Below are 19,564 nucleotides of genomic sequence, written 5' to 3'. Positions count from 1 at the left end.
ATGGAATGAAGACAGGTGCATGAGGGGAAGGCTCAGCGGGTCTGGGTGTGTGTGACAGCAGAGACTTTTGGTGCTGCCTGTAGAACGACAAGAATCTGCCCCATCTTGTAGTGATCGAATTCGATGCGTGCTGGAACGAACCCGCCCTGAGGATCATGGACAAACCAGACGGTTCCTTTGTGAGGACTGGACTGGGCGGCCTTGAAGCGTGTGCCGATGGAAAAACCACCAATCTGCCGTCCCGTGAAATCACATTTCAGGGCGTCCCCCCGAAAATAGGACCCATGATCCTTGGGAAGGGTCGTCTGGCTGGGGCCATGAACATCCAGATAGGACAGACGGATACCGTCGAAAACAGGTCTGCTGAAAGTGCAGTCCTGTTTCAGCGTCATCCGGTGTGTCAGCGCAACAAGAAAACTGAGCATGTCGACAGACTGCTTCAGCTCTGCAGCGGGCAATGGCTCCCGCTGTTTGTCTACTGGTAGGAAGACGGCCACATGCGGGCCAGTCAGATCAAAATCAATGTGAGCTTTTTCTTCCTCGCCATGGGCAAATCCACTGTTGCTGAAGGAAACCGGCGCAACATTATCTCCGTTGAAGTGCCCCTGGGCACTGCTCAGCAGATTCAGTGTCAAAAACCAGCTGGCGAGACCAACGGTATAAAGATGCGTCTCCACTCCGTAGCCCCAAGGTTGCAGGACATAATCTGCATCAGCGCCCAAGGCACGATACCCATGAATGAAAACACCGTACCGGAGATGTATGTTCTGTGCGGCAGGCAGGGTGTCGGCTGCGCTTTTCAGTGAGGGTGCCGGTGCAGGCGCGTCTGCCTGCTCTGCCAGAGCCCCCGGGGCCAGCAGACAGGAAGAAGCCAGCGTCAGGCCCGCCAGCAGGCGGCCAGTGATGGAGCGGCGGATTGAAAGCGTGTCAGACGTCAAGATTGGCAACCTTCAGTGCGTTATCCACGATGAACTCACGACGGGGTTCGACAACATCCCCCATGAGGGTGGAGAAAACCTGCCCCGCTTCTTCGACATCGCCAACCTGCACTTGCAGGAGGGTCCGGGTGGCCGGGTCCAGCGTGGTGTGCCAGAGCTGCTCATCATTCATTTCGCCCAGGCCCTTGAAGCGGTTGATGGCCAGACCACGGCGCCCCTGGGCCAGTATCTGTTCCATCATCATGCCTGGGCCAGAAAATTCGAAATTCTTCTGGTCAAGCTGCAATGTCACGGGTCTGCTGAAGAATTCAGCAAGCCACTGGGACTGCGCGAGAAGACGGCGTGCTTCACTGGAGCGAAGCAGTGTGGCTTCAAACGTGTAGCGTTCTCCCACACCACGGAGAAAACGACGGCAGGTGACGCCCTGGCTGTCGGCCTCAACTTCCCAGCCCCGCTCATTTTCGGGAGATGCTGCTTCCAGTCTGGCCAGGAAGCCATCGACTGCTTTCTGTCGGATCGCTGCATCAGGGTTGATGAGCCCGCTGACAGCCGCCTGCTCCATGATCCAGAGCGGGACACGGGCTGAAAGTGCCCGCATGTCCTGTGCCAGTCGGCTGCAACGGTCAATCACGTCACGGAGTTCCGCACCGTCCAGTACGGTTCCGTCATGGCAGGTCAGGGATGCATTGCTCAGGGCCTTGTCCAGCAGGTAGCTGTCCAGTGCAGGTTCATCCTTGAGGTAGCGTTCCTCTTGTCCACGTTTGGCACGGAAGAGCGGCGGTTGGGCAATGTAGAGATGGCCGTTTTCGATGAGTTGGGGCATCTGCCGGAAGAAGAAGGTCAGAAGCAGGGTGCGGATGTGGGAGCCATCCACGTCAGCGTCCGTCATGATGACAATCTTGTGGTAACGGAGCTTGTCAATATTGAAGCCCCCCTGCTCGGCTGGACCATGACCGATCCCCGTGCCCAAGGCTGTGATGAGGGTGCCAATTTCGGCAGAGCCAAGCATCCGGTCGAAGCGGGCACGCTCAATGTTGAGAATTTTGCCACGCAAGGGCAGAATGGCCTGGAAACGGCGGTCCCGTCCCTGTTTTGCTGTTCCGCCGGCAGAATCCCCTTCCACAATGAAGAGCTCTGCCCCTTCCGGGTTGCGTTCCTGGCAGTCGGCCAGTTTGCCCGGCAGGGATGAGACATCCAGAACGCCTTTGCGCCGTGTCAGTTCCCGGGCACGGCGGGCGGCCTCTCTCGCACTGGCGGCATCAGCAATCTTGGCAATGATGATGCGGGCTTCCTTGGGATGCGTCTCGAACCAGTGGCCGATCATGTCGGCGGCGATGGTGTGCACGACAGGCTGAACTTCGGAAGAAACCAGCTTGTCCTTTGTCTGGGATGAGAATTTGGGGTCGGGAACCTTGACGGAAAGAACGGCGGAGAGCCCCTCCCGCATATCCTCACCTGTGAGATTGCTGGTTTCTTTCTTGTTGCCCAGCAGAGAGGCATATTTCCCGACGGCCCTCGTCAGGGCCTGCCTGAAACCGGCCAGATGGGTGCCGCCATCACGTTGGGGAATGTTGTTGGTGAAGCACAGCATGGTCTCGTGGAAGCTGTCATTCCAGCAGAGAGCAAATTCCACCTTGATGCCAGATGTTTCATCCTGCAGCTCCCCGGTGATGGGAGGGTCGATCAGTGGCGTCTTGGAGCTGTTGAGCCATTTGACGAACGCTGTCAGTCCCCCTTCATAGTGGAAGACAACCTCCCGTGGCTCACTGTGACGCTCATCACGCAGGATGATCTTCATACCAGAATTCAGGAAGGCCAGCTCACGGACACGGCGCTCCAGGATACTGAATTCGAATTCAGTTTTGGAGAATGTCTCCGCACTCGGCTTGAAGGTGACTTCCGTTCCGTTTTCTTCGTCCGAATCACCGATGACGGCCAAGGGAGCTACACGCTCACCGTGCCGGAAATGAATGGCATGTTCCTTGCCCTGTCGCCAGATGCGTACATCCATGGTCTCGGAGAGAGCATTGACAACCGCAGCCCCCACACCGTGCAGACCGCCGGAAACCTTGTAGGAATTCTGATTGAATTTGCCCCCGGCATGCAGTTTGGTCAGCACGACTTCAGCCGCACTGATCCCCTCTTCCTCGTGCAGGTCTGTCGGGATACCACGCCCGTTATCCCGGACTGTGACAGAGCCGTCCCCATTCAGAGTGAGAATGCAGTAGGAGGCGAAACCTGCCTGTACCTCATCAACGGCATTATCAATGATCTCGAAGACCATGTGATGCAGGCCGGAGCCATCATCCGTATCCCCGATATACATGCCAGGCCGCTTGCGGACAGCATCCAGCCCCCGCAGGACGGAGATGGAAGAGGCGCCATATTCCTCATGATCGGAAGACTGAATTTCCGGCTGGTTATGGGATTCTGACATGCCTGCGCATTACTCCGGTTGGCTGAGAGCTTTGATGGGTGAATATACTGTCAGAAGCCTTTCCTGACCAGTGCTGTCACCGGGGTTATCCCGAAATAACCGTGAGAAAAGGCCATATTCTGGCCGCCTCATGCCGGATGGAGTGCGCCATTCTGAACATGAAAGAAAGCTGCAATGTTTCTGATGGAAGAAAAAGGTTCAGCTTCGGTTCCTGTCAGGATGGTGGTCGTTTTCAGGGCAGAGAGACTGTCCATCAGGATGATCCGCCGCCGTTCATCAAGATGGGTCAAAGGTTCATCCAGAAGGATGACGGGAGCCTGCCCCCAGACCCTGCTGATGGCATGGGCATGGGAGAGGATGACGCTCAGGAGCATGATTTTCTTCTGTCCACTGCTGGAGTGTGCTGCCTGACGGCCTGTCATGGCGTCCCGCAGGCTCATGTCAGCCCTGTGTGCTCCGATGGAGGTGCTCTTGCGGGCTTTGTCCTGAAGGCGGGACTGTTGCAGGGCGTGGCGGAGCTGGTCTTCCACTTCCAGTGCCGGGCTGGCTTTCAGCGCTGTGGCGATGGGGCAGTGCAGCTCCAGAAGGGTTTGGGGGAAAGCTTCATTGCCGAAAGGGGTTTCTTCCAATGTTTCGAGAAGATGCAGCCGGGCTGCCGTTATGGCGACTGCGTGGCGGCTTATGGATTCTTCTAGGGAGGTCAGCCAGGCCGTTTCATCAGGCTGTTCCAGCAGGATGCGGTTCCGGCTCATGACGGACCGCTCATGTGCCATGAGCTGCTGCGTATGATCCGGCAGGAGAGCGACGGTCAGCCGGTCCAGAAACCGTCTACGGCTGCCAGCACCTTCAAGAAAGAGACGTTCCATCTGCGGAGTAAGCCAGACGCAGGAATAAAGTCGGGCAATTTCTGCCATGGTCCGTGTTCTTTCTCCGTCCAGGAGAAAGATGCGGCGTCCCCGCCCCTCGGTCAGGCCGGTAGACAGTTGGAACTGTTGTCCTTCCCGCTCCAGATGGGCGGCGACGCCCCATTGGGTTGTTCCGTGGCGGGGCAGCATATGAGCTGGTGAGCCCAGAAGCCCCCGCCCCGGGGCAAGCAGGGAAAGGGCTTCCAGAAAATTGGTTTTGCCGCTGCCATTCTCCCCTGTCAGGACGGACAGGGTGGCGGACGGCTCCCAGACGCACCGTCTGTAATTACGAAAATCCGTTAATGTCAGACGGTGCAGGTTCAAGGAGATCGTTCAGACCCGGATGGGCATGAGAACGTACAGAGCCGCAGGCTCGGCCGTATCGCGGATCAGTGTCGGAGATGAACTGTCGGCAAGGGCGAACTCGGCTTCAGCGTCGATCTGGTCGGTGATGTCCGTCAGGTAACGGGCCTGGAAGCCGATCTCCATGTCGTCATTGTCGTAGGTGACGCTGTTTTCATCCAGCTCCTCCTGAGCAATGCCCTGATCGGGGCTGGTTGCGGAGAGGGTCAGATGGTTCTTCGTGATGGTCAGCTTTACCGGGCGGGAACGTTCCTGGCTGATGGCCGCCACACGACCTACGGCTGCCGCAAGATCCTGCTTGGTAACACGCAGGATGCGTGAATTGGACTGGGGAATGACACGGGTATATTCCGGAAAAGTGCCATCCACCAGCTTGGAGGTCAACAAGATGGAACCGATACGGAACTGGATGCGCGTCTCTGAAAGAGCCACCTCTACGGAGGCTCCATCATTATCCAGCAGTTTCCGAACTTCGGTTACGGTCTTGCGGGGGATGATGATGCCCGGCATTTCTTTTACGCCGAAAGGCGCTGGAACGTCGACTTTGGCCAACCGGTGTCCATCTGTCGCCACAGCCCGGAGATGGTTCTTTTTGTCCACCAGTACGATATGGAGATAGATGCCGTTGAGATAATAACGGGTCTCCTCGTTGGACATGGCAAAGCGGGTACGGTCGACCAGCCGACGCAAATCACCTGCCTGAATGGCAAAATGATGAGGCAGATCGCCTGCTACCATGGCCGGAAAGTCATCAACTGGCAGAACGTTCAGGCTCGTCTCGTACCGCCCGGCCTTGAGGTGAAGGGGCCCTTCCGCATCCTTCTGTTCGAACTCGATCAGGGCACCATCGGTCAGTTTGCGGACGATCTCGAAGAGAACGGCAGCCGGAACAGTGACGGACCCGGCATGTGTGGCCTCTGATGGAATTTCCTCGACGACGGCAATCTCCATGTCCGTCGCTGTCAGGCGCAGAACCTCGCCATCATGCTCCATCAGCACATTGGCGAGAATGGGGATGGTGTTCCGTTTTTCAGCGACACCCTGAATGTGAGACAGTGCACGCAGAAGTGGCGCGCGATCAACTGTGAACTTCATGACAACCCCAAAGCCTTATCGGGAAGAGTAATATGTCTCTCTAGCAAAACAAGGACATGCTTGAAAAGCCATCTTCAGCTTTCCAGCATGTGGCGCAGCAGCTCGACGCTTTCAGCCAGACCGGGGTCCTGTTCCATGAGCTCCGAAATGCGGTTCACGGCATGCATGACAGTCGTATGGTCCCGATTGCCGAATTTCCGGCCGATTTCCGGGAGGCTGCGGCTTGTAAGCTGTTTGGCCAGATACATGGCAATCTGCCGGGGGCGGGCCACGGCCCGGGCACGACGGGCTGATGACATGTCGGTCAGACGGATATTGAAATGCTCGGCCACCTTGCGCTGGATTTCATCGATCGTGACACGGCGCTCATGAGCTTTGAGCATGTCTTTGAGGACATCCTGTGTCGATTCCAGCGTGACGGGTCTGCCTACCAGATCAGCATGGGCGATGAGGCGGTTCAGTGCACCTTCCAGCTCCCGCACGTTGGTGGTGATCTTGTGGGCCAGATATTCCAGCACCTTGGGAGGGACAGGCGTGCCAGAGGCCTTGGCCTTGGCTTCCAGAATGGAAATGCGCAGTTCGAAGGTCGTAGCGTGAATATCCGCTACCATACCGCAGCCCAGCCGTGTGCGGAGCCTGTCCTCCAGACCGGAAAGATCAGAGGGGCTCTTGTCAGCGCTGACGATGATCTGCCGCCCTGCATCCACCAGCGCATTGAATGTATGGAAGAATTCTTCCTGCGTGCTGTTCTTCCCGATCAGGAACTGGAGGTCGTCAATCATCAGCACATCAACCGACCGGAGCTGTTCCTTGAACTCCATCTGGGATTTGGACTGCATGGACGCAATGAAACGGTACATGAATTTCTCGGCAGACATATAGGCGACCGAGATGTTCCCGCGGCTGATCAGCTTGAGGCCAATAGCGTGCATGAGATGGGTCTTGCCAAGACCAACGCCACCGTACAGGAAGAGCGGGTTGAAACCGGGGCTGGCGGGATGATCCGCAACACGCCCTGCACAGGCATAGGCGAATTCATTGGGCTTGCCGACCACGAAATTGTCGAACGTGAAGCGGCGGTCCAGCGGGACGGCAAGATCATTCCGCACTTCATTCATCGAGGGCGAAGTGGCTGCAACGGCCTCTTCACGATCCAGGGCCGCTGCATCTTCATTGGCCATGGCGCTGATGGAGAGATTCGCAGCCCCCCCGCCCTCTTCAGCCTGTGGAGCATCATCCCCGGTTTTTGCGGCACGCTGTGCTTTCTTGTCGATCCGTAATTCGACATGCTGGACAGCTGGATTCTCTTCACGCCACAGGGACTGAAGGCGTTGGCCATACTGGGCACGGACCCAGTCTCTCAGAAAACGTTCCGGCAGGTAGAGGGTAATTTCATCATCATCCAGCGGGCCCAACGTAATGCGCTGGATCCACATCCTGTATTCCACATCGCCGACCTCACCTTTCAGGCGATCGCAGATGCGCAGCCAAGATGCCTTGAGAGCAGAATTTTCAGAAGAGGCCATAGCAGCGTCCTGGGACTGAGCTTTTTCCACTTCTGATCTCCGTACTTCATGGTCTTGCAGGCCTTCGGCTAGGGTAGAACCCGCCAGAAGGGGTAATCAAGTGTTTTTGCCGGGGCGTTGGGGGGCTTGTCACACTAGCTTAACCTTCAGGAAAGGGAAAGCCTGCTTGGGCCATGACACGACCCCGCTTTGCGTGAGGGCAAAAAAAGAACGCGCCCAGTGGGCGCGCCCGAAGCCGTTTCATCAGGTCCTGATGAAACGGGCCATTCTGCCTGGATCGGACGATCAGGCAGCGGCGGTAAGAGACTTGATGCGGGCAGAGAGGCGGGAGAGCTTGCGGCTGACCGTGTTGCGGGAAATCACACCCTTGCCAGCTGCACGCTGCATCTCAGGCTGGGCCGCACGAAGTGCTTCTGCCGCTGCATTCTTGTCGCCGGACAGGATGGCCTTCTCAACATTCTTGATGAAGGTACGCATACGGGACAGGCGGGAAGCGTTGCGCAGACGGCGGCGCTCGTTCTGACGGATGCGTTTACGGGCAGATGCGTTGTTTGCCATGGGCTTCAGGTTTCCTGCGGATAGTTCGCTAAAAAATAATGTCTGCCCCTCTACCGCTCCGCTGACATGGCGTCAAGCACTGTCTTCATATCCTGCGGCAATAACGGGTCACTTACGCAACTTTTTCTGGCAGTGTGGACAGAAAAACGTGGACCGACTGCTCTGTGTCATACGCTGTATGGGGATGGAATACCCTTTTGCCAGGCATGCTGGGCAGGGTTGCCCTTCCCTGCCATAGACAAGATGCAGGGTCTGGAAAGCCCCTGGCTGGCCATCAGTGTGCACATAGTCCCGCAATGTGGAGCCTCCGGCTGCAATAGCCGTCTGGAGTATCTCCACAATGAGGCTGCAGAGACGTTTTGTCTCCGCCTTGCTCAGACTGTCAGCGGCCCGTGCGGGATGGATGCGGGCCCGAAACAGGGCTTCGCAGATGTAGATGTTCCCCAGTCCGACAATCCGGCGCTGGTCCAGCAGGGCATTCTTGATAGACATCCGTGTCGTGACCAGGGTTGCCGCAAGGGCTTCTGCCGTAAACTGGTCAGAAAGAGGTTCCACTCCCAGATGGGCAAGCTGTGGCTGCTGGTGTTCCTGTTCTGTCTGGAAGAGACAGACCATACCGAAACGTCTGGGATCCACCAGGGCGACACGATGGTCGTTGCTGGTCCACAGGACGAGATGCTCATGCTTGCGGGGTGGCAGATTCTGGCGGGCAGGGTCGATGAACAGCCTGCCGGACATGCCCAGATGTATGAGAAGGGTCCAGCCATGCTGGAAATCCATCAGAATATATTTAGCACGACGTCTCAACTGGATGATCGTTTGATGGAGGAGGATTGTGGAGAGACCTGGCGGAAAAGGCAGACGCAGGTCAGGCCGGTTGACCTCCACGCTGGACAGGCTGTGACCCTTCAGCGAAGCCTTCATGCTCTGGAGAATGGTTTCAACTTCTGGGAGTTCTGGCATAAATATCCGCAATGAGATAACGGTGGCATATGACTGAACACCATTCTTCCCATACCTCCTCTTCTTCGTCAGCTGATTTTGAGGCTGATACGATTGATTTCGGCTACCGTGATGTGCCACGGGGCGAAAAGAAACCGCTGGTCCGACAGGTTTTTGAAAGCGTTGCTGGCAAATACGACGTCATGAATGACGCCATGTCCCTCGGTATCCATCGGGTCTGGAAGCGCATCTTCGTGACCATGCTGTCCCCGCAGCCGGGATACAGGCTGCTCGACCTTGCTGGCGGTACGGGAGACATCACTTTTGGCTGGTTGCGTCGTGGTGGTGGCCATGCCGTGCTTTCGGACATCAACGAGGCCATGCTGGAAGTTGGCCGTCAGCGGGCCATCAAGGCCGGGCTGATCGGGGAGATGGATGTCTGTGTTGCCGATGCCGAGGCACTGCCTTTTCCCGATGCTTCGATGGACAGGGTCTCCATGGCGTTCGGACTGCGCAACTGTACGGACAAGGATGCTGTCCTGCGGGAGGTCCGTCGTGTGCTGAAGCCGGGCGGGCGTTTTCTCTGCCTTGAATTTTCGAAAGTGGATGTGGCGGCCCTCTCGGCCCTTTATGATCTCTGGTCCTTTCAGGTGCTGCCCCGCATGGGGCAGATGATTGCTGGTGATGCGGAGAGCTATCAGTATCTTGCTGAAAGCATCCGCATGTTCCCGGATCAGGAAACACTGGCAGGCATGATGCGGGCGGCGGGGATGGATCGTGTATCCTATCAGAATCTTTCGGGAGGGATCGTGGCCATTCATTCTGGCTGGCGGCTTTGAGCATGGCCCGCGTCATTCTCATTCTGGGAGGTGGCATTGCTGCCTACAGGGCGCTGGATCTCGCCCGGCAGCTCCGGCATGAGGGCATGGAGGTCGTGCCCGTCATGACGGAAGCGGCGAAGCAGTTCGTGACGCCTTTGTCCCTGGAAGTGTTGTGTGGCGCTCCTGTCCATGATGAGCTGTTCCGCCCCGGGCAGGAAAGTGAGATCGGTCATATCGCTCTTGCCAGGTCGGCCGACCTGGTGCTGGTCTGCCCGGCCACGGCCAATCTGATGGCTCGCATGGCACAGGGCATGGCTGATGATCTGGCCACGACCTTTCTCCTGGCAACGGCTGCTCCCATTCTTCTGGCACCGGCCATGAATCCTCACATGTGGTCCCATCCTGCCACACAGGCCAATCTTGCCCTGTTGGAGCAGCGGGGTGTCCGATGCGTTGGTCCGGCGCATGGTGCCGTGGCCTGTGGTGAAACCGGCATGGGACGTCTGGCAGAGCTGGACGAGATTCTGGCGGCAGTCCGTTCAACCCTGTCGGGGGGAACAGGCCTGAGGGGGTGCCGTATCATTGTCACGGCCGGCCCGACGGTAGAGCCGATTGACCCTGTCCGCTTCATTTCCAACCATTCATCAGGGCTTCAGGGCTATGCCATTGCAGGCGCTCTGGCGGCCAGAGGTGCCGACGTCCGGCTCGTGAGTGGTCCTGTCTTTCTGCCCACTCCACCGTCTGTCCAGCGGATTGACGTAAGGACGGCAGAAGAGATGAAGGCTGCCTGCCTTGCACAGCTTCCGGCTGATGCAGCCATCTGTGTGGCAGCTGTCAGTGACTGGCGCCCTGAGACTGTCAGCAGCCGGAAGATGAAAAAAACGGCAGAGGCTCCGCCTGTTCTTTCCCTGAGAGAGAATCCTGACATTCTGGCCACGCTGTCCCATGTTGCAAAACGTCCGGCACTGGTTGTCGGGTTTGCGGCGGAGACGGATGATCTTCAGAGTCATGCGGAGCAGAAGCGTCGCCGCAAGGGGTGTGATTGGCTTCTTGCCAATGATGTGAGCCGGCATCCGTTTGGTGGGCAGAAAAATCAGGTATTGTTCCTGACAGAGAATGGAACGGAGAGCTGGCCAGAAATGACCAAACCCGCTCTGGCAGAACAGCTTGCAGAGCGGGTGGTGGCTTTTTTCCAGAAACAGGATTAACAGTCCTCTGGCTTTAGCTGTGAGGGGATCAAGCCATGTCCGATGTCGTGAAAGTCCGTATTCTTCGCCTCCCCCATTCCGAGGGGCTGGAGCTGCCTGCCTATGGAACTGCCGGAGCTGCCGGTGTTGACTTCCAGGCGGCGGTGCAGGAGCCTCTGATACTTCGTCCGGGGGAGCGGAAACTGGTGCCGACAGGGCTGTGTGTTGCCCTGCCTGAGGGGCATGAGCTTCAGATACGTCCCCGCTCCGGGTTGGCCCTGAAGCACGGCATCATGGTGCCCAACAGTCCCGGCACCATTGATGAAGATTATCGGGGAGAAATCCGCATCATCCTCATCAATGCCGGGGCGGAAGATTTTGTCATCGAACGTGGGATGAGGGTTGCCCAGGGGGTTCTGGCGCCTGTCGTGAGAATGCAGTGGCAGGAGTGCAGCAGCCTTGATACAACAGACCGAGGGCATGGGGGCTTCGGCAGTACCGGCCATTGACCGGTTTTCCAGTCCCGGCGGCTGATTTTTGAGGGGTCGGTCATGAAGATTCATTCGGCCATGGGCCAGCCATGAGACGGGATACTTGGCCCTTTGCGTACCTTTCCAGACTGGGGGAAAGAAGCAGGCACTGGCTGTTGGCTTATCAGGGAAGTGGTCTCTCCTGCTGTGTCCTGATTCTGGGGGGACTGTATGGGCTTCTGCGGGCATGTGGTCTGGTGCCCTTCCCTGTCTTCCCGTCTCCATGGGATGATATGTTCTGGACCCTGGGCAAGGGAGTGGTGGCGCTGCTTCTGGCGGCTGCGGGGCATTGTGTTCTCCTCTCCTTGGCGGCCTGTTCGACTGGCCTGCGTCGGGCGCTGGCTGGTGTGACGGCCATACTGGGAGAAATTCCCTCCCTTTGCCTTGTCGGGCTGTTCTGTATGGTCATGACGCCGTTCTGGGATGTCGTGGCGGTGGGCTGCTTCAGCCTGTTGGTCAGGAGTGTCCACGCCACCCTGAAAGCGGAAACAGGAATCCCGTCCAGTTTTCTGAAAACGGCAAGAGCCTTGCGGCTGGGGCGCTGGCAGGGTTTCTGGCGCCTTCACATCCCGTTTGCCTTCCCTGAACTCGTACGGTCCGTTCTGAGGGACCTGCCCGATTTCTGGCTCCGTATTCTGGGAGGGGAGCTGGTTCTTGCACTGTTTCTTTCCCATACCCCTTCCGGGTTGGGGGGAGCACTTCTCTCGGCTCTGAAAACAGGCGGAGAGTTGTCCGCCTGTGGCGTACTGCTTCTCATGCTGGTGCCTGTGCTGCTGGTTCAGCATGGTCTCATTGCGCCCCTGCGCGGATACGGTCGGCATTATGCCGTCTGTGACCAGATGCAGACACAGAGGCTGGAGGAGCGTTCCGCTTCCTGGAAGAGGCGCTGCCTGCTGGGAGGAGCCGGAACCATGTTGACCATGATCCTTTCCTGGGGGTTCTGGGGCATACCGGGGCCGTTGGGAGCTCTTGTGGTAGCGGTCTGTCTGGTTGGTGGAGTCTGGGGGTGGCTGGGGGGCCTGCTGCTGGGTGCTCCTGTACAGGTGCAGAAGCGGATCCGGAAGGCCTGCCTGGTGGTAGCGCTTTTTCCTGTTTTCATGGTCTGGCTGGGACTGTCCGTACCCGTCCCTCTGAATGTCATGCCGGCTCTGGCGGTCATGGGCATCACTGGCTGGGCGTTTCTTCGGGAAGCCGACGTTGCGGGGCGTCAGTTCATCGTGATGGGGCATCATCTTCGTTTGCCCCTGTGGTCATTCTGGAAGGATGTCCGCCTGCCCCTGCTTTGCCCGCCTCTGCTGCAGGCAGCTGTCGTGGCGCTGCCTTTTTTCTGGGACAATGTCTATCTGGCCGCTCTGCTGGAAAGGAAAACGCTCCATCTGCGTATTCTTCAGGCTCACGCCTACAGTGTACAGGGCATCCTGCTGTGCCTGATGACGCTGATGGCTGTGTCTGTCCGATGGGGTATCTGCATTCCATTGCAGGAGCGCATGGCGCACCGTTATAGGATCTAGCTCATGAGTGCTATCTTACGCTTGGCCGACTGTGCACAGTTTGCACATAAATCCCGCCATCAGGACGTTCCCATTGTTGAACAGGTCAACATGGATGTTCGGGAGGGGGAAATTCTGGGGCTTGTCGGACGTTCAGGCTCGGGCAAATCCAGCCTTCTGAAGATCATGGCTGGCCTGGAACAGCCCCGAAAGGGGAAAGTGTTCTGGCGGGAAGGACGAGCTACTGCCCAGGCGCTCGAAACGGTGTCCATCATCCTTCAGGATGATGTTCTCTTTCCATGGCTGACAGTACGGGAAAATGTTCTTCTTGCTCTGGAGGCCAGACGTCAGCCCCGGGAAGAGCGGGAAAAAATTGCGGATGCCATCATCGAGGTCCTCGATATGGACGGATATGAAGGTGCCTATCCGAGAGAGCTTTCTGATGCTCTGGCAGAACGGGCCTCGCTGATCCGTGCTCTGGCACGGCAGCCTGAAATCCTTCTGCTTGATGAGCCTTTTCTCAATATCGATCATCTGAGCGCCGAAAACCTGCGAACAGACCTGATAGAACTGTGGCAGGAACATCGGCTGGGACCTTTGAAAGCCATGGTGCTGGCCACTCATGCCATTGAAGAAGCCGTGCTGATGTGTGACAGGATTTTACTGTTCTCATCGGGGCCAGGGCGTATCACGCATGAGATTGTTGTGCCCTTCCCCCATCCCCGGAATCGTCAGGACGATGATTTTCGCCATTTTGTGGATCAGATATATACATTGATGACCCTTCGGGCGCCCAGTGTTTCGGAGGCTGACCTTTCCGCGCCCGATCAGGGAGAGGTTCAGGATGAAAGTGATTCCTTCATCGTGCTGCCCGACATTTCCATTGAACTTCTGGTCGGCCTCATGGAATCGCTGGAACATGCGCCCCTCTCTGGTCGGGCAGACCTGCCGGAGCTGGCCAATCAACTCCAGATGACTCTTGATGACCTTTTCCCGTTGGGTGAAACCCTGCAATTGCTGGATTTCGCAGAGCTGGAGGATGGAGACATCATGCTTACCAGCACGGGCCGTACCTTCGTGGAAGGCGATGCCGATGCGCGCCGGGACATCATGCGGACGGCCCTGCTTCATTCCGTCCCGCTGCTGAAGCTGATCCGCAGCACGCTGGATGAGCGGAGCAACCATGCCATGGATGCTGATATATTCCGCCGCAAGCTGGAAGATACCATGTCCACAACCTATGCCCGGCAGACAATGAATACAGCCATATCATGGGCCCGTTATGCCAATCTGTTTGGCTATGATGAAGAAACGGACCGTGTGCTGCTGGAATATGACGAGTGAAGGAACCTTTTTCCGTTCCTCCACTGTTTTCATGATGGAGAACTGATTATTTCAGCCGGTCCCGGTAGAGCTTGCGGGCCTTGGCAACCTTGGGGGCCACGACAGCGGCGCAATAGGCTGTTTCCGGGTTGCGGGCAAAATAATCATGATGGCTTTCTTCCGCCTCCCAGAAGTGGGCAGGTCCCTCAATGGAGGTGACAAGCGGTGCCTCCCAGATGTTCTGGGCTGCAATGTCGTCCCGGACTGTCCGGGCAACGGCCTGTTGGGCTTCATCACCAAAGATGACGGAGCGGTATTGCGTGCCTACGTCATTGCCCTGTCTGTTCAGCTGGGTCGGGTCATGGGTTGTGAAGAAAACCCGGAGAATATCTTCCAGACCAATTTCAGCAGGATTGAACACCACCCGTACTACCTCGGCATGGCCGGTCTTGCCGGTACAGACAGCCTTGTAGCTGGGATGCTCTACATGACCACCCGCGTACCCCGGTTTGGCAGAGATGATGCCCCTGAGACCGTTGAAGATGGCTTCGACACACCAGAAGCACCCGCCCCCAAGGATGATGGATGATGTTTGTGTCATGGTTGCTCCTGTCCGTGTAAAATCGTGAGTGCCCTGCATATGGCCTTCAGCGGCCTGTATCGCTAGGGGGCAATCGCCATGCTTTTCATATCTTTCAATTTTTTTGTTTTATGTTACCGTTTCTTACTATAGAACGCCCTGAAAATATTTTTTTTGAAAGAGGTTTCCTGAATGCCTGCCTATCGTTCCCATACAAGCACCCGTGGCCGCAACATGGCAGGGGCCCGTGCGCTCTGGAGAGCGACAGGCATGAAGGATGGGGACTTCAGCAAACCCATCATTGCCATTGCCAATTCCTATACCCAGTTCGTGCCCGGTCATGTCCATCTCAAGGACATGGGAGCTCTGGTGGCTTCGGCTGTGGAGGAAGCCGGTGGTGTGGCCAGGGAATTCAACACCATTGCCGTGGATGACGGTATCGCCATGGGGCATGGCGGGATGCTCTATTCCCTGCCCTCACGGGAACTGATTGCGGATTCCGTGGAATATATGGTCAATGCCCACTGTGCCGATGCGCTGGTCTGTATCAGCAACTGTGACAAGATTACACCGGGCATGCTCATGGCCTCGCTACGGCTGAACATCCCGACCGTTTTCGTGTCTGGCGGGCCAATGGAAGCTGGCAAGGCAGACATGGACGGCATTGAGCGGGCGGTTGATCTTGTGACCTCCATGGTGGCGGCAGCTGATGAACGTGTCAGTGATGACATCTCCGAACGTGTGGAACGATCCGCCTGTCCGACCTGCGGTTCATGCTCGGGCATGTTCACGGCCAATTCCATGAACTGTCTGACGGAGGCGCTTGGTCTTTCCCTGCCGGGCAATGGCTCTCTTCTGGCGACACATGCCAAACGTAAGGAGCTTTTTCTTGGGGCTGGCCGCCTGAGCGTAGAGCTGGCAAAGCGCTGGTATGAGGAAGGCGATGCAACGGCTCTTCCCCGTGGCATTGCTACGAAGGCGGCTTTCACCAACGCCATGACGCTGGACATTGCCATGGGGGGCTCCACCAACACGGTGCTGCATCTGTTGGCCGCAGCCCGGGAAGCCGGAGTCGATTTCACGATGAGTGATATTGATGCCCTGTCCCGGAAGGTCCCTCACCTCTGCAAGGTGTCGCCCTCCGTTGCCAATGTACATATGGAGGATGTCCACCGGGCTGGCGGGATTCCGGCCATTCTTGGAGAGCTGGATCGTGCCGGCCTGATTGATGCGGGAACGCCGACTGTGCACTCTCCTACGCTGGCGGCGTCCCTGAGGCGTTGGGACATCATGCAGAATCAGGATGAGGCGGAAGAGCTGTTCCGGGCAGCGCCTGGTGGTGTGCGGACGGTTGAGGCTTTTTCCCAGAACAGCCTGTACAGGGAGCTGGACCGGGACCGTCGGACCGGTGTTCTGCGTGACCGGAACCACGCCTTCTCGCAGGATGGCGGGCTGGCTGTTCTTTATGGAAATCTGGCGCTGGATGGCGCCATCGTCAAAACGGCAGGGGTTGCAGAACATATTCTGAAGTTCAAGGGGCGTGCCCGTGTCTTTGACAGTCAGGATGCTGCTGTGAATGCCATTCTGGGCAAGGAGATCATACCGGGTGATGTCGTGGTCATCCGGTATGAAGGGCCCAAAGGCGGACCGGGAATGCAGGAAATGCTCTACCCGACCAGTTATCTTAAATCCATGGGGCTGGGAGAATCCTGCGCACTGATTACTGATGGACGTTTTTCAGGCGGGAGTTCTGGGCTTTCTGTTGGTCACATGTCTCCGGAAGCCGCTGAAGGCGGTCTGATCGGCCTGGTGGAAGAAGGTGATGCCATTATCATCGACATTCCTGAAAGGCGTCTGCATCTGGAAGTGTCGGAGACAGAGCTTGAAGCGCGCCGTGCTGCCATGCATGGGAAGGGCTCTGCAGGCTGGCAGCCTCAGCGTGAACGTGTCGTTTCCACGGCTCTGAAGGCTTATGCGGCCATGACGACCAGTGCAGCCCATGGGGCTGTTCGGGATCTGTCCCAGATCATCGTCAAGAAGCTGTAATATCAGGGACGGTTGTCAGTACCGTCCCTCTCGATAAATCCCTTGCAATAAAAAAGCCTGCCGTTTCAGGGCAGGCTTTTTTTTACTCTGATGGCAACGGGAAATCAGCTTATACGCCCCAGAGCTGTTTTCTGCTTGGCAAGCTCCTGCTGGAACGTCTCCAGCCGGTCACGATTTTCCTGAACAACCTCAGGCTTGGCACGGGCAACAAAGTTCTCATTGCCGAGCTTCTTTTCGACCTTGCCGATTTCCCCCTCAAGCCGTGTGATTTCCTTCTGGAGACGGGCTTTTTCCGCCTCAAGGTCGATCACACCCTCCAGCGGCAGGAAGATGGTTGCTTCATCCAGAATGAGCTGGGCAGCCATTTTCGGCGGCTCCCCTGCCAGTGGTGAAACTTCGGAGGCACGAGCCATCTGGTCGATGGCAGCCTGCCATTTACGGGCCCGTTCGAGCGTTTTTTCCGAAGCATCACGCAGCAGCAGCGGGGCTTTCTGGGATGGCGGAACATTCATTTCTGCCCGAACAGTCCGCACGTCACTGATCAACCGGATGACCCAGTTGACTTCATCCGCAGCGTCTTCAGCACCGGCAATCTGGGGAATCTCAGGCCAGCTGTCGGTCCCAAACGGTCCAGAATAACCCAGCTTCTCCCAGAGCGTGCTGGTCACGAATGGAATGACGGGGTGCATCATGCGCAGAATAATACCCAGTACATACGCACCAGCTGCCTTCAGCTCTTCTGCCTCCACACCACCGGCCCGGAAGGTCGGTTTGGAGAATTCCACGAACCAGTCACAGAAAATATTCCAGACAAAATTGTAACAGCAGCGTGTGTACTCATCAAAACGGGAGGCTTCCAGTGCCGCATCGGCTTGTGTCACGGCCTTGCGGGCTTCCTCCAGAATCCAGCGGGCCATGGTGGACTGGACAGCAGATGGATTGAAACCGGGATTCGGTTTCACTCCATTCATCTGGAGGAACCGGGAGGCGTTCCAGAGCTTCGTGATGAAGGCTCTATGTTCTTCAACACGGGTACGGCCCAGCTTGATGTCCCGTCCCAGCCCAGCACCCGCAGCAATGGCAAGGCGGGTAGCGTCCGCCCCGTAATCGGCAATCAGATCCAGAGGATCAATACCATTGCCTCGGGACTTGGACATTTTCTGTCCCTTCTCATCCCGAACAAGGCCATGGATCAGTATTTTGCGGAAAGGAACCTTCCCCATGAAGTGAAGCCCCATCATCATCATCCGGGATACCCAGAAAAAGATGATGTCAAAGCCGGTGACCAGGGTGCTGGTTGGATAATAGAACTCCAGCTCTTCCGTCCTGTCCGGCCAGCCCAGTGTCGTGAACGGCCAGAGAGCCGAGCTGAACCATGTGTCCAGCACGTCTTCATCCTGCGTCAGGGTGATGGAAGGGCCAGCCTTCTTCTGGGCTTCTTCTTCCGTCTCTGCAACGTAGGTTTTTCCATCAGACCCATACCAGGCCGGTATCTGATGCCCCCACCAGAGCTGACGGCTGATGCACCACGGCTGAAGGTCCCTCATCCAGGCGAAGAAGGTATTCTCCCATTGTTGGGGTTCAAAGACCATTTCACCGGACTGGACAGCCTCGACGGCGGGCTGTGCCAGTCTGGGCGCATCGCAGTACCATTGCAGCGTCAGTCTCGGCTCCACAATGGCACCGCCACGTTCGGCTGTGGGTACCTGAAGCACATGGGGCTCGACTTTTTCCAGCCAGCCCATCTCTTCCAGCTTTTCAACGATCTTCTTACGGGCCTCATCACGGTGGAGACCTTCCAGAGCCTGGACGAACTCGATGTCGCTTATGCCAGCGTGGTCAGCCAGTTCGGCACGGATCTCATCCAGCCAGATGCAGGCGCTTTCATCCAGAATGGTCGGTGCTGGCAGGTCATGACGCTTTCCGACTTCGAAGTCATTGAAATCATGAGCTGGTGTGATTTTAACAGCCCCTGTTCCCTTTTCCGGGTCTGAATGTCCATCTGCCACGACAGGGATGCGCCGCCCCGTCAGGGGAAGGATGATGGTCTGGCCAACCATGCTGGTATAGCGGTCATCTTCCGGATTGACGGCCACAGCCACGTCGCCCAGCATGGTTTCCGGTCGGGTTGTGGCAATCGTGATGGTTCCACCGTTTTCCAGAGGATAACGGATATGCCACATGGAGCCTTTTGTTTCCCTGTTCTCCACCTCCAGATCAGAAATGGCCGAGCGGAAAACAGGGTCCCAGTTGACAAGACGACGGTCCCGATAGATCAGCCCTTCTTCATGCAGCTGGACGAATACCTTGCGAACAGCGCGTGACAGACCTTCATCCATGGTGAACCGTTCACGGGTCCAGTCTGCCGAGGCACCAAGGCGGCGAAGCTGCTGGATGATGGTCCCGCCATATTCATTCTTCCAGTCCCAGACACGCTCAATGAAGCGGGGCCGACCAAGCTCTTTCCTGTTGATGCCTTCCTTGTCCAGAGCCCGTTCGACAACCATCTGCGTGGCGATACCGGCATGATCTGTACCGGGCTGCCAGAGAACATTGGCCCCTTTCTCCCTCTGCCAGCGGATAAGAATATCCTGGAGAGTGAAGGTCAGGGCGTGCCCGAGATGCAGTGTCCCCGTGACGTTGGGGGGCGGAAACATGATGGAATAAGGCGAGCCACCTTTCCCGGGGTCCGCCCTGAACGTCCCGGCATTTTCCCACAATCTGTAAAGCGTGGTTTCGTAATCGGCGGGGATGAAGGCCTTTTCCAGATCGGAAGGAATCAGAGAAGAGTGTGCATTCTGTTCGGACATGGTTTCCCGGGTC

Annotated in this window: 15 protein-coding genes; 6 read left to right on the top strand and 9 right to left on the bottom strand. The window is 57.2% G+C overall.

The genetic code is table 11. The annotated features are described in order from the left end of the window. Positions 1–32: 32 nt before the first annotated feature. The 7 genes from ASO19_RS05110 to mutM all read right to left on the bottom strand — a co-directional run bounded on the left by ASO19_RS05110 (position 33) and on the right by mutM (position 8,785). The gene (locus ASO19_RS05110) at positions 33–938 is read right to left on the bottom strand and encodes a DUF3108 domain-containing protein (RefSeq protein WP_052349059.1); all 906 of its coding nucleotides are present in this window, start codon (positions 936–938) and stop codon (positions 33–35) included. Then, positions 928–3,375, bottom strand: a complete 2,448-nt coding sequence (gene gyrB / locus ASO19_RS05105) for a DNA topoisomerase (ATP-hydrolyzing) subunit B (RefSeq protein WP_081563161.1) — start codon at positions 3,373–3,375, stop codon at positions 928–930. The genes ASO19_RS05110 and gyrB overlap by 11 nt, the downstream gene beginning before the upstream one ends. A 128-nt stretch (positions 3,376–3,503) precedes the next feature. Next, entirely contained in the window at positions 3,504–4,604 is a 1,101-nt protein-coding gene (gene recF / locus ASO19_RS05100; RefSeq protein WP_103765541.1) for a DNA replication/repair protein RecF, read from the bottom strand. Between the two features lie 9 nt (positions 4,605–4,613). After that, the gene (dnaN, locus tag ASO19_RS05095; protein ID WP_043560108.1) at positions 4,614–5,738 is read right to left on the bottom strand and encodes a DNA polymerase III subunit beta; all 1,125 of its coding nucleotides are present in this window, start codon (positions 5,736–5,738) and stop codon (positions 4,614–4,616) included. Between the two features lie 74 nt (positions 5,739–5,812). Continuing rightward, positions 5,813–7,264 carry a chromosomal replication initiator protein DnaA gene (dnaA, locus tag ASO19_RS05090; RefSeq protein WP_154981439.1) on the bottom strand — a complete coding sequence of 484 codons (1,452 nt, stop codon included), beginning with the start codon at positions 7,262–7,264 and terminating at the stop codon, positions 5,813–5,815. Between the two features lie 285 nt (positions 7,265–7,549). After that, positions 7,550–7,822, bottom strand: coding sequence for a 30S ribosomal protein S20 (gene rpsT / locus ASO19_RS05085; RefSeq protein ID WP_043560115.1), 273 nt, complete (start codon positions 7,820–7,822; stop codon positions 7,550–7,552). Between the two features lie 108 nt (positions 7,823–7,930). Continuing rightward, a complete protein-coding gene (mutM, locus tag ASO19_RS05080) occupies positions 7,931–8,785 on the bottom strand; it encodes a bifunctional DNA-formamidopyrimidine glycosylase/DNA-(apurinic or apyrimidinic site) lyase (RefSeq protein WP_103765540.1) in 855 nt (284 codons plus the stop codon). 29 nt (positions 8,786–8,814) lie between these two features. Here mutM and ubiE point away from each other — a divergent pair, with 29 nt between their 5' ends. The 5 genes from ubiE (at position 8,815) to ASO19_RS05055 (ending at position 14,136) form a co-directional block, all read left to right on the top strand. Next, positions 8,815–9,603 (top strand): bifunctional demethylmenaquinone methyltransferase/2-methoxy-6-polyprenyl-1,4-benzoquinol methylase UbiE, encoded by a 789-nt coding sequence (ubiE, locus tag ASO19_RS05075; protein WP_081563158.1) that lies wholly within the window; start codon positions 8,815–8,817, stop codon positions 9,601–9,603. Between the two features lie 2 nt (positions 9,604–9,605). Beyond that, complete coding sequence (coaBC, locus tag ASO19_RS05070; RefSeq protein WP_103765603.1) at positions 9,606–10,793, top strand: bifunctional phosphopantothenoylcysteine decarboxylase/phosphopantothenate--cysteine ligase CoaBC; 1,188 nt, start codon at positions 9,606–9,608, stop codon at positions 10,791–10,793. Between the two features lie 35 nt (positions 10,794–10,828). Then, on the top strand, positions 10,829–11,281 hold the full coding sequence (gene dut / locus ASO19_RS05065; protein WP_103765539.1) for a dUTP diphosphatase: 453 nt from the start codon (positions 10,829–10,831) through the stop codon (positions 11,279–11,281). Positions 11,282–11,535: 254 nt separating this feature from the next. Beyond that, entirely contained in the window at positions 11,536–12,813 is a 1,278-nt protein-coding gene (locus ASO19_RS05060; protein ID WP_143539834.1) for a hypothetical protein, read from the top strand. Between the two features lie 3 nt (positions 12,814–12,816). After that, entirely contained in the window at positions 12,817–14,136 is a 1,320-nt protein-coding gene (locus ASO19_RS05055; protein ID WP_103765538.1) for an ABC transporter ATP-binding protein, read from the top strand. A 46-nt stretch (positions 14,137–14,182) separates the two neighbouring features. Here the strand turns inward: ASO19_RS05055 and msrA are convergent, their stop codons facing one another. Continuing rightward, positions 14,183–14,716 (bottom strand): peptide-methionine (S)-S-oxide reductase MsrA, encoded by a 534-nt coding sequence (gene msrA, locus ASO19_RS05050; RefSeq protein WP_086431394.1) that lies wholly within the window; start codon positions 14,714–14,716, stop codon positions 14,183–14,185. Positions 14,717–14,887: 171 nt separating this feature from the next. On the opposite strand from msrA, the gene ilvD reads away from it, so the two are divergent. Continuing rightward, entirely contained in the window at positions 14,888–16,741 is a 1,854-nt protein-coding gene (gene ilvD, locus ASO19_RS05045; RefSeq protein WP_086431393.1) for a dihydroxy-acid dehydratase, read from the top strand. 104 nt (positions 16,742–16,845) lie between these two features. On the opposite strand, the gene ASO19_RS05040 is transcribed toward ilvD, so the two are convergent. Further along, positions 16,846–19,551 (bottom strand): valine--tRNA ligase, encoded by a 2,706-nt coding sequence (locus ASO19_RS05040; RefSeq protein WP_086431512.1) that lies wholly within the window; start codon positions 19,549–19,551, stop codon positions 16,846–16,848. Between the last annotated feature and the right edge of the window lie 13 nt (positions 19,552–19,564).

This window comes from Parasaccharibacter apium, from assembly GCF_002917995.1.
GTDB lineage: Bacteria > Pseudomonadota > Alphaproteobacteria > Acetobacterales > Acetobacteraceae > Bombella > Bombella apis.
This window is presented reverse-complemented; position numbering and strand designations above follow the sequence as displayed.

Bases quoted from the DNA above. Each gene is read 5' to 3' on its own strand.
- gyrB (WP_081563161.1), bottom strand. From the start codon at position 3,375: ATGTCAGAATCCCATAACCAGCCGGAAATTCAGTCTTCCGATCATGAG.
- dnaN (WP_043560108.1), bottom strand. From the start codon at position 5,738: ATGAAGTTCACAGTTGATCGCGCGCCACTTCTGCGTGCACTGTCTCAC.
- dnaA (WP_154981439.1), bottom strand. From the start codon at position 7,264: ATGGCCTCTTCTGAAAATTCTGCTCTCAAGGCATCTTGGCTGCGCATC.
- rpsT (WP_043560115.1), bottom strand. From the start codon at position 7,822: ATGGCAAACAACGCATCTGCCCGTAAACGCATCCGTCAGAACGAGCGC.
- mutM (WP_103765540.1), bottom strand. From the start codon at position 8,785: ATGCCAGAACTCCCAGAAGTTGAAACCATTCTCCAGAGCATGAAGGCT.
- ubiE (WP_081563158.1), top strand. From the start codon at position 8,815: ATGACTGAACACCATTCTTCCCATACCTCCTCTTCTTCGTCAGCTGAT.
- coaBC (WP_103765603.1), top strand. From the start codon at position 9,606: ATGGCCCGCGTCATTCTCATTCTGGGAGGTGGCATTGCTGCCTACAGG.
- dut (WP_103765539.1), top strand. From the start codon at position 10,829: ATGTCCGATGTCGTGAAAGTCCGTATTCTTCGCCTCCCCCATTCCGAG.
- ASO19_RS05060 (WP_143539834.1), top strand. From the start codon at position 11,536: ATGTTCTGGACCCTGGGCAAGGGAGTGGTGGCGCTGCTTCTGGCGGCT.
- ASO19_RS05055 (WP_103765538.1), top strand. From the start codon at position 12,817: ATGAGTGCTATCTTACGCTTGGCCGACTGTGCACAGTTTGCACATAAA.
- msrA (WP_086431394.1), bottom strand. From the start codon at position 14,716: ATGACACAAACATCATCCATCATCCTTGGGGGCGGGTGCTTCTGGTGT.
- ilvD (WP_086431393.1), top strand. From the start codon at position 14,888: ATGCCTGCCTATCGTTCCCATACAAGCACCCGTGGCCGCAACATGGCA.
- ASO19_RS05040 (WP_086431512.1), bottom strand. From the start codon at position 19,551: ATGTCCGAACAGAATGCACACTCTTCTCTGATTCCTTCCGATCTGGAA.